The following is a 9,200-nucleotide window of genomic DNA, read 5'->3' on the forward strand; positions in this document are numbered from 1 at the left end:
GCCCCGCCCCCCCGCCCCCCGCCCCCCCCCCCCCCCACGGCCTGCGGGAAAGACTCTCCCTTGCCCTGGGTGGATCGCAATGGAAGACAAGGTAACCCCGTTCCCGCATGCCATTGCCCGCCCGGTGCTGCCCGAAAGTGCACCGGGCCACCTGCCGTTCGCGCAGACCGAGCAGTACCAGAAGGTGCTGTCGGCCGCGCATGAGCACCTGCTCAACAGCATCGAAGACGAGCGCATCGACATCGATTCCTGGGCGCCGGACACCATCGCACGCTGGGTACAGGTGCAGACGGTGGGCTTCATCCAGGAATGGCGCATCCCGATCAACGAGGAGGAAATGCAGGTGGTCGCCGAAGGACTGGTCAAGGAGCTGACCGGCTTCGGGCCCCTCGACGACCTGCTGCACGATCCGACCATCGAAGACATCCTGATCAATGGCTTCAAGGATGTGCATGTCTCGCAGGGTGGGCAGCTCAAGCGCGCCACCCAGCGCTTCACCGATGACACGCACCTGCTGCGCATCCTGCGCCGCATCCTCGCGCCGCTCGGTCGCCGCCTTGACGATTCCAACCCGATGGTCGATGCGCGGCTGCCCAATGGCGGCCGTCTCAATGCGATCATCTCGCCGCTGGCGGTGGATGGCCCGATGGTCTCCATCCGCAAGTTCCGCAAGGACCCGTTCACGCCCGACGAGCTGCTGGCCAAAGGCACCTTCGACGCGCCCATGCAGGCATTGCTGAAGGCGATGGTGCTGGGCCGCTGCAACATCCTGGTATCCGGCGGCACCAGCTCGGGCAAGACCTCGCTGCTCAATGCGCTGGCCAGTTACGTGCCGCCGAACGAGCGCGTGATCACCGTCGAGGACACGGCCGAGCTTTCGCTGAACCACCCGCATGTGGTGCGCCTGGAAAGCCGTATCGGTGGCGCCGAGGGCCACGGTGCGGTCAGCATCCGCGACCTGGTGCGCAACAGCCTGCGCATGCGTCCTGACCGCATCGTGGTGGGTGAGGTACGTGGCGCCGAAGTGCTGGAAATGCTGCAGGCCATGAATACCGGCCACGACGGCTCGATGGCCACCATCCACGCCAACTCGCCGCGCGACTGCCTGTACCGCATCGAGATGCTGGCCGGCTTCGCCGGTTTCCAGGGCAGCGAGGACAGCCTGCGCCGGCAGATCGCCAGCGCCATCGACTTCATCGTGCAGATCTCGCGCCTGGGCAGCGGCCGCCGCGTGCTGGTTTCGATCACGGAAATCACCGGGGTCAGCGACAACCTCATCACCTCCCAGGAAATGTTCCGCCACGAACTGCAGATCGATGGCACCGGCAGGGAAACCGACCGCTGGATCGGCCTGGGCTTCCATCCGCACTCGCACAAGCTGGAGCCATTCCGCCAGCTGTTGCGCGAATCCCTGTACGGAGACCTGTGAGCATGGGCATCGGCCTGCTGCTGGGTGTATTGAGCGTCATCTCGGTGCTGCTGGCACTGGCGGCGTGGCTGTGGGGCACCGCCAGCAGCCGCGAGCAGCGCCAGGCCTCGCTGCAGCATGCCGAACAGCAGTTGGCACGCGGCGCCAACATCGCGCCCAGCGCAGCTGCGGCCGCTTCGGCCGCCAATGATCCCCTCCGTCCGTCGAGCGGCGGGCGCCGCCCGCTGCCCTGGGACGGACTGCTGCAGAGCGCCGGCCTGCAACCGGGCTGGAAGCTGCCGCTGATCCTGCTGGTACCGGGGCTGCTGCTGTCGGTGATTGCCGTGCTGCGGCTGGGAACCGCGTGGATGTTCCCGTTGACCCTGCTGCTGTACCTGCTGGGCTGCTGGTTGTGGGTCGTGCGCCGGACCACCCGGCTGCGTGCGCAGCTGCTGCATCAGCTACCCGACTTCCTCGACAACCTGGTCCGCCTCACCGCGCTCGGCAACAGCCTGCAGGCCGCGTTCCAGGTGGCGTCCATGCAGACCAGCGCGCCGCTGCGCGGGCTGCTGGACACGACGGTCCGCTACGCCCGCAGTGGCATGGACCTGGATCGTGCACTGGCCTTGGCCGCACAGCCCTACCGCATGGATGTGCTGAAGGTGCTGTCGGTGGTGATCGGGGTCAGTGTGCGCATCGGCGGCCGCTCCGACCAGATCCTGCAGCGCATGGGTGACTTCATGCGCGACCTTGAACAGGCACAGCAGGAGCTGGCGGCCACCACCTCCGAAACGCGGATGTCGGCCTGGGTGCTGGGCCTGCTGCCGCCGGCCAGCGCCGTCCTGATGGCGATCGCCAGCCCCGATTTCTTCCAGCCGGTCCTGCATGAGCCACTCGGCCACAACGTCCTGCTGATTGCACTGGGCCTGGAGCTGGTCGGCGCCTTCCTGCTGTACCGCCTGGCCAAATCACTATGATCGCCTGCTGCCCTTGCGGAGGTTCCCGATGAGCGCCAGCGGCTGGTTCGCGCTTTCACTGCTGGTGCTGGCCGCCGGCGTCGCCCTGCTGGGACTCGGTGGCTGGGTGCGCAGCCATCGCGAACAACGCACCTCCGCCACGCTCAAGACCGCGCTGCAGCCGCGCGATGAAGCGCGCGACCCTGAAACCAGCCGGCGCGATTCGCTGGGATGGCTGGAGCGCTTCGGCCGCGCGCTCAGCGGGGGCCGCCTGGAGGCCGCGCTGCTGGCCAACGAGGACCGCCTGCTGCTGGACCTGGCCGGCTGGAACACGCGCCGCGGCACCGCCATCTATCTCGGCCTGCGCCTGCTGCTGGCGCTGCTGGTACTCGCCCTGGCACTGGCATTCAGCGACGCCACCGGACTGGCAAGGGTGATGGTGGTGATTGGCGCCCTGGCCGCGGGCCTGCTGCTGCCCAAGTTCGCGCTGTCCTCTTGGGTCAAGCGCCGCCGCCGCGCGGTGCAGAACGAGCTGCCGTTGCTGATCGATCTGCTGCGCCTGTTGCAGGGCGTGGGCTTCAGCATGGACCAGAGCCTGCAGACGCTCGGCGACAAACTGCGCGAGGCGCTGCCGGTGCTGGGCGGCGAACTGCAGGAAGCCAACGTGGCCTATACCCATGGCCGCACCCGCGCACAGTCGCTGCGCCGCCTCAGCGACGTCTATGGGGATGACGACCTGACCAGCCTGGTGCAGTTGATCCTGCAGGTGCATGCACACGGCGGCGCGGTGCAGGAACCGCTGCGGCAGTTCAGCATCCGCCTGCGCGAACTGCGCCGCAACTCACTGAAGGAGAAGGTCGGCAAGCTCTCAGTGAAGATGACCGTGGTGATGATGCTGACCCTGCTGCCAGCGCTGATGCTGGTCCTTGCTGGCCCCGCGCTGGTTGCGCTGGCCACCACCATGTCCTCGATGGGATCGCCCTGATGCCTGCCCTGCGCACCTCCTGCCTGCTGCTTGCCCTTGCCGCCGTCGCCAGTGGCTGTGCCTCAAGCACGCCCAAATACCTGCGCGCGCCCACCCTGGCCGCGCCCGAACCAGCGCCCCAGGACAGCCGCGGCGCCTATCTGGAGCTGATCGAACGCATGCAGCAGCAGGGCGCCTGGTATGCCTCGCTGGCGCATGTCGATGCATTCCGCCAGCGCTATGGCGATCCACCGGCGCTGCGCCTGCTGCAGGCCGATGCGCTGCGCGAGACCGGCCAGGCCGAGGCGGCGATCGCGCTGTACCGCGACCTCTCCAGTGGCCCGCAGGCCGCGGCCGCCGCACACGGCATCGGCCTGATCGCCGCACGCCGCGACGACGATGCCGGCAGCGAACAGGCGCTGGCGCGTGCCACCCAGCTGCAACCACTGAACACCGATTACCTCGGCGACCTCGGCTATGCACGCCTGCGTGCCGGCCAGTTCGAACAGGCCCGAGAACCGTTGGCCAAGGCGCTGGAACTGTCACCCGGGAATGCGAAGGCCACTGCCAACCTCGCGTTGTGGGCGGTGCTGCGCGGCGATACGGCCACCGCCGAGCGACTGGCCCAGCAGGCCAACCTCAATGACGACACGCGCCGCAGTATCCAGCAGCAGGCCCAGCAGATCCAGGCGCGCCTGCAACAGCGCCGGGCAGCGGCGGCGGTGGCGACGCCGCCTGCGCGCAGCGTCGCGGCCACGACCGCCAACGGCGCGGCAAGCGCTACCCGCCTGGCCGCCGAAGCGCGCCGCGACAGCCGCGATGAGCGCGATCCGCAGCGCGTGCCGCCGTCGATGCTGGAACGCTTCAGTGCCTCCGACCACCCGACCGGGAACACCCCATGATCGCAACGCACACGTCCCGACGCCTGCTGCCCGCGCTGGCCTGCCTGCTGCTGGCCGCTGCCGCGCAGGCCCAGCAACAGCCGTTGACCGGGCAGATGCTCGGTGGTGCGGCGCCGGTCGCGCCAACCCAGACGCCGTTGCAGGCCGAAGCACTGGCGACGGTTGACCTGGCCGCACCCGCAGCGCCTGCGCCTCCTGCACCTGCTGCGCCGCCGCCGGCGGTGGTCAGCGCACCCATGCCTGCCACCCCTGCCGCGCCGGCACGCAGCCAGATCGGCGATGCCACGCGCAGCCTGTTCCGCCTGCAGGCCTCGGGGCAGCAGGCCGGCCCTCGCCTGCCGATCCTCGGCGACCAGGCCACGTTGAGCTACGCGCGTTACCTGAAGAGCTTCCAGCACGAAATTCCCGACTTCTTTGAAACCGATGTCGGCAAGTCCAAGGGAACATCCTCATCCGGACCGTGAGGTAGGCCATGAAACGCCCACGCCAGTTCAGTTTCAGCCGCCCGCGTGGCGGCATGTCGGTCACCATGATGCTGATCATGCTGGCGCTGCTGGCCATGCTGGGCCTGATCGAAATCGGCTATCTGTTCTGGGCCAAGCGCGATGCACAGAAGGTTGCCGACCTGGCGGCATTGGCCGGCGCGCAGCGGTTGGAACTGTGCACGTCAGACAACAGTGACAACAGCGCCGCACGGCAGAGCGCACTGGCCCAGAACCGCTTCCGCGGCACGCTGCAGATCCGCTGCGGCAACTGGAGCGCCACGCGGGCCACCCGCAACCGCTTCGTCACCACCGTCGATGCCGCCAACCCGCGCAATGCAGTGCAGGTGGTGGCACAGCGCAGCGTGCTGCCGTTCTTCGGCCAGAACACCCGCCTGCCGACGATGAGCGTGCAGGCCGTCGCGCGGCGTTCGGAGCCCACGGCGGTCTTCGCGGTCGGCTCGCAGCTGCTGCGCACCCGCGGCGACTCGCTGCTGCTGTCGACGCTGCGCCTGGTCGGCCTGGATGTCACCAACGCTACCGTGCTGTCCTACGATGGACTGGCCCAGGCCAACATCACGCCCTCCGGGCTGTTGAAGGCCCTGAACATCCCGGTCAGCGCCAACCTCAGCGTGGCGGATTTCAATCGCCTGCTGGCGGTCAACAAGATCTCGCTGGCGCAGCTGGTCAATGCCACCGCCACGGTGGTCGGACGTGACACCACCGTCGGCGTGCAGCTGCAGGCCCTGGCCAACCTGGTCGCGACCAAGATCGACATCACCAAGCTCAACATCGCACTGGGCAGCGAGTCCGGTGGCGGCGGCCTGTTCGCCGAGGTCATCTCCCCAGACGGCACCGCAGGCAGTGCGCTGGAATCGAAGATCAGCGTACTCAACCTGATCAGCACCGCCATCTCCATCGCCAACGAAGGCAATGGCATCGCGGTCCAGGGCCTGGACCTGCTCGGCATCAACGTGCAGGCCGGCGTGGTCGAGCCACCGTCGATCGCCATCGGTGGCGTGGGCTCGCGTGCCTACAACGCACAGGTGCGGCTGATGGTGGACGTGGACAGCAACAACCTGTTCGCGCTTGGACCGCTGCTGCAGTTGCTGGGTACGCAGCTGCACCTGCCGCTGCATGTCGATGTGGCCAACGCGATGGGCACGCTGACCGGCATCCAGTGCGGTGGCAATCCACCCCGGGCCACCATCCAGGTCGATTCCTCGGTGTTGCGCGCCTGCGTCGGCAAGGTCGATCCCGCGCAGCGCTTTTCCAAGAACAATGTCTGCGACAACACACTGCAGAACGAGCAGCTGTTGAAGCTGCTGGGCAGACCCTTGATCACCAACAAGATCACCCTGCCCGCGCTCACCAGTTCGCAGAACCTGACCCTGGCCGCTGGCGAGAGCGGCTCCACGCAGATCAATCCACTGGCCCTGGGCGACACCGTCTCCAACCTGGTCAATGAACTGCTACGGGTGTTGTCGGGCATGCTCAGCTCACCCAGCCAGGGCATGAGCGCGAACGACACTGCCAAGGCATTGGCCGACCGCTACCTGCAGGCGGCATTCCCCTCAGGCGGACGCTACAACGTCGACCAGGTCATCCCGCTGCTGCGCGATGGCGATCCGTCACGCAACCTTGCCCCGCTGGGCAACTGGACGGTGAAGAATGGCGTGCCCAAACCCTGCCTGCTGGGACTGACCACCTGCTGGGAGGACGGTTCGGTGTGGACCGGCTACAAGACGACCGTCACCGGCCAGGGGCTGGGCCTGCTCGACGGCCTGCTCGGCTCGCTGGTCGGTGGCCTGCTGATCAACCGCTGTGACAGCCTGCTCGGCAACCTGATCGACTACAACGGCTGCGTACGCAACAACCTGGCCTCGTACATCCAGACCGCGCCGGCCGGCTTCCTTGACGGTGCCGGAGGCAATGGCGTGACCAATCCGGACGGCACCGTCAGCTGCAGCGGCCTGCTGTGCACGCTGCTCAAGCCGATCCTCACCGCGCTGCGCCCGGTCCTCAACAGCGTTGGCACGCTGCTGACCAACCTGCTGGCCAGCGTGCTGGGCCTGGAGCTGGGGCGCACCGACGTCAATGTGCAGTCGATCCAGTGCAGCGCCGCACAGCTGGTCTACTGACCCGTGACGGGCGCCCTTGGCGGCGCCCGCCCGCATGCTAGACTCCCGGCGGGGAACCACCTTCATCTCAACCCACACTCATCCGTGGATGGTCTAGACATGCGAGAAACTTCAGGGGGCGCGGTCTTCGCCCGGCACGCGCGCAGCGCGGCACTGCTGGCCGTGGCCATGATGCTGGTGGCACCGGCGGCACCGGCGGCACTGGCCGCTCGTGGCGAGCGCGAGGCGGCCGTTGAGCCGGCAGCGCGCACCGCACCGGTGGTGCGCAATACCGTGGACGAGCTCAAGCAGTTGATGGATTCGCGCCAGCTGACCGAGCTGCGCACCACCTACAACGGCAACTACGGCGCCAGCCTGCTGTTCAACGCCAATACCCTGACCTACTACGTTGCCCTGTTCCAGGAAAAGAACTTCTGGCGGGTGATCAAGACCGACGCCGTCGACAACGCCGAGCGTGTCTACCGCACGTTTGCACAGCAGTCCGAACAGCTGGCCCAGGTCTACATCGACACCACCCGCCTGGAGGCCGGCAAGCGCTACACCGAGCGCCTGGTGGCCTACAACGAGGCGCGCCTGCGCACCCTGCAGCAGGAAATGGAGCAGCAGCAGGCGCAGTCGGCCCAGGTCAGTGCCGCCCTGCAGCAGGCGCAGCAGCAGGCGGTCAGCCTGAGCACCGATGTGCAGAGCACCAACAGCCAGCTGGACGCCCTGCAACGCCGCATCCAGATCCTGCAGGCCGAACAGGGCAATCCGGAACTGAGCCTGCCCAAGCCGGACAGCGTGCCTTCGCCCGCGCCGGCCGCAGCCAGCGACGGCCGCTGAGGCCCTGCCAGCGGCATCCACGCACAACGGCGCCCCACGGCGCCGTTGTCGTTTTTGGCACTCCATGTGCCACGCTCAGCGGCAGGCGTCGTACACCGCGTCGTCCAGCTGGCGCCGCTGCACGAAATCCAGCCTGCGCCCCTTGGCCAGCGCCGTCTGCCGTTGCCGGCGCGCCCGCTCGCACGCCGCCGGATCGGCGCTGAGCGTGATCAACGCACCCTTGGCACTCGCGCTGCGACGGCTGCGGCGGGAAGGCTTCGGCGCGTCAGCCGCGGGCGGCGCGGCACCGCGCGACCGCGATTGTTCCATCGGCACCTCCCAGCGCCACGCTGCGCGCCCTTGGCAGGGCGTCTGCTGGTAGACCGGATGCGGGCCATCCACGCATTTGTAGACATTGGTCTGCGCCTGAGCGGTCACGGCACTCGACAGCACCAGCAGCAGGATGGCTTGGGCGTTCAGCATGGCAGGCGCACCAGATGGGCTGCACCCATGGTCGGCGCTGCACCGGGCGGCGGCCAGAGCGATACGCGTCACTGCGCCGCCAATCCAGCACAGCCATGCAAGCCGGGGGCCGGCCGCCGCGCTCTACTGCCGGTCGCGCCGGCACCCCGCCGCCGCGCCCCCTCCCTTCCTCCAAGGAACCTGCAATGAGCAACTACGTCACCGTCGCCGATGGCGCCCGCATCTTCTACAAGGACTGGGGCACCGGCCAGCCGATCGTGTTCGCCCACGGTTGGCCATTGTCCTCCGATGCCTGGGACCCGCAGATGCTGTTCATGGGCCAGAACGGCTACCGCGTGATCGCCCACGACCGTCGCAGCCATGGCCGCTCCAGCCAGACCTGGGACGGCAACAACATGGACACCTACGCCGATGATCTGGCGGCGGTGATCAATGCCTTGGACCTGAAGGACGCAATCCTGGTCGGCCACTCCACCGGCGGTGGCGAAGTGGCGCATTACATCGGCCGCCACGGCAGCAAGCGCGTGGCCAAGGTGGTGCTGGTCGGTGCCGTGCCGCCACTGATGCTGAAGACCGCCGGCAATCCGGCCGGCACTCCGCTTGAGGTGTTCGACGGCATCCGCAAAGGCACCGGCGGCGACCGCTCGCAGTTCTTCAAGGACCTGGCCACGCCGTTCTTCGGCGCCAACCGCGATGGCAACGCCGTATCCCAGGGCATGCGCGATGCGTTCTGGCTGCAGGGCATGCTGGGCGGCGTCAAGGGCCAATACGACTGCATCCACGAATTCTCGGAAGTGGACTACACCGATGACCTGAAGAAGATCGACGTGCCTGCGCTGGTGGTGCATGGCGATGACGACCAGATCGTACCGTTCGATGCTTCGGCCAAGCTCTCCTCGCAGATCATCAGCGACGCCGAACTGAAGGTGTATGCCGGTGCACCGCACGGCCTGACGGTCACCCACGCCGACGCGTTCAACGCCGACCTTTTGGCGTTCGCCCGCAAGTGATGTGTGGCGGCGGCGTGGGTGACCGTCAGGCCGTGCGGTGCACCGGCATACAC

Annotated in this window: 9 protein-coding genes; 8 read left to right on the forward strand and 1 reads right to left on the reverse strand. The window is 67.8% G+C overall.

Annotation, left to right across the window (positions count from 1 at the left end; genetic code table 11):
- The first annotated feature begins 79 nt into the window (after nucleotides 1-79).
- The 7 genes from ACMZPQ_RS18465 to ACMZPQ_RS18495 all read left to right on the forward strand — a co-directional run bounded on the left by ACMZPQ_RS18465 (nucleotide 80) and on the right by ACMZPQ_RS18495 (nucleotide 7,675).
- Complete coding sequence (locus ACMZPQ_RS18465; protein WP_197581311.1) at nucleotides 80-1,429, forward strand: ATPase, T2SS/T4P/T4SS family; 1,350 nt, start codon at nucleotides 80-82, stop codon at nucleotides 1,427-1,429.
- Nucleotides 1,430-1,431: 2 nt separating this feature from the next.
- Complete coding sequence (locus tag ACMZPQ_RS18470) at nucleotides 1,432-2,385, forward strand: type II secretion system F family protein (protein WP_197581309.1); 954 nt, start codon at nucleotides 1,432-1,434, stop codon at nucleotides 2,383-2,385.
- A gap of 28 nt (nucleotides 2,386-2,413) precedes the next feature.
- A complete protein-coding gene (locus ACMZPQ_RS18475; protein WP_197581306.1) occupies nucleotides 2,414-3,349 on the forward strand; it encodes a type II secretion system F family protein in 936 nt (311 codons plus the stop codon).
- Nucleotides 3,349-4,230 carry a tetratricopeptide repeat protein gene (locus tag ACMZPQ_RS18480; RefSeq protein ID WP_197581303.1) on the forward strand — a complete coding sequence of 294 codons (882 nt, stop codon included), beginning with the start codon at nucleotides 3,349-3,351 and terminating at the stop codon, nucleotides 4,228-4,230. Before ACMZPQ_RS18475 ends, ACMZPQ_RS18480 begins: the two co-directional genes overlap by 1 nt.
- On the forward strand, nucleotides 4,227-4,694 hold the full coding sequence (locus ACMZPQ_RS18485) for a DUF3613 domain-containing protein (RefSeq protein WP_197581300.1): 468 nt from the start codon (nucleotides 4,227-4,229) through the stop codon (nucleotides 4,692-4,694). Before ACMZPQ_RS18480 ends, ACMZPQ_RS18485 begins: the two co-directional genes overlap by 4 nt.
- Before the next feature lie 8 nt (nucleotides 4,695-4,702).
- On the forward strand, nucleotides 4,703-6,853 hold the full coding sequence (locus ACMZPQ_RS18490; RefSeq protein ID WP_197581297.1) for a TadG family pilus assembly protein: 2,151 nt from the start codon (nucleotides 4,703-4,705) through the stop codon (nucleotides 6,851-6,853).
- Nucleotides 6,854-6,952: 99 nt separating this feature from the next.
- On the forward strand, nucleotides 6,953-7,675 hold the full coding sequence (locus ACMZPQ_RS18495) for a DUF2968 domain-containing protein (protein ID WP_197581294.1): 723 nt from the start codon (nucleotides 6,953-6,955) through the stop codon (nucleotides 7,673-7,675).
- A gap of 75 nt (nucleotides 7,676-7,750) precedes the next feature.
- Here the strand turns inward: ACMZPQ_RS18495 and ACMZPQ_RS18500 are convergent, their stop codons facing one another.
- Nucleotides 7,751-8,137 carry a hypothetical protein gene (locus ACMZPQ_RS18500; RefSeq protein WP_197581292.1) on the reverse strand — a complete coding sequence of 129 codons (387 nt, stop codon included), beginning with the start codon at nucleotides 8,135-8,137 and terminating at the stop codon, nucleotides 7,751-7,753.
- Nucleotides 8,138-8,322: 185 nt separating this feature from the next.
- Here ACMZPQ_RS18500 and ACMZPQ_RS18505 point away from each other — a divergent pair, with 185 nt between their 5' ends.
- Nucleotides 8,323-9,147, forward strand: coding sequence for an alpha/beta fold hydrolase (locus ACMZPQ_RS18505; protein ID WP_197581289.1), 825 nt, complete (start codon nucleotides 8,323-8,325; stop codon nucleotides 9,145-9,147).
- Nucleotides 9,148-9,200: the final 53 nt, after the last annotated feature.

Source organism: Stenotrophomonas maltophilia (assembly GCF_047497515.2).
Taxonomy (GTDB): Bacteria; Pseudomonadota; Gammaproteobacteria; order Xanthomonadales; family Xanthomonadaceae; genus Stenotrophomonas.

Coding starts and splice junctions, on each gene's coding strand:
- ACMZPQ_RS18465 (WP_197581311.1), top strand. CDS start 80: ATGGAAGACAAGGTAACCCCGTTCCCGCATGCCATTGCCCGCCCGGTG.
- ACMZPQ_RS18470 (WP_197581309.1), top strand. CDS start 1,432: ATGGGCATCGGCCTGCTGCTGGGTGTATTGAGCGTCATCTCGGTGCTG.
- ACMZPQ_RS18475 (WP_197581306.1), top strand. CDS start 2,414: ATGAGCGCCAGCGGCTGGTTCGCGCTTTCACTGCTGGTGCTGGCCGCC.
- ACMZPQ_RS18480 (WP_197581303.1), top strand. CDS start 3,349: ATGCCTGCCCTGCGCACCTCCTGCCTGCTGCTTGCCCTTGCCGCCGTC.
- ACMZPQ_RS18485 (WP_197581300.1), top strand. CDS start 4,227: ATGATCGCAACGCACACGTCCCGACGCCTGCTGCCCGCGCTGGCCTGC.
- ACMZPQ_RS18490 (WP_197581297.1), top strand. CDS start 4,703: ATGAAACGCCCACGCCAGTTCAGTTTCAGCCGCCCGCGTGGCGGCATG.
- ACMZPQ_RS18495 (WP_197581294.1), top strand. CDS start 6,953: ATGCGAGAAACTTCAGGGGGCGCGGTCTTCGCCCGGCACGCGCGCAGC.
- ACMZPQ_RS18500 (WP_197581292.1), bottom strand. CDS start 8,137: ATGCTGAACGCCCAAGCCATCCTGCTGCTGGTGCTGTCGAGTGCCGTG.
- ACMZPQ_RS18505 (WP_197581289.1), top strand. CDS start 8,323: ATGAGCAACTACGTCACCGTCGCCGATGGCGCCCGCATCTTCTACAAG.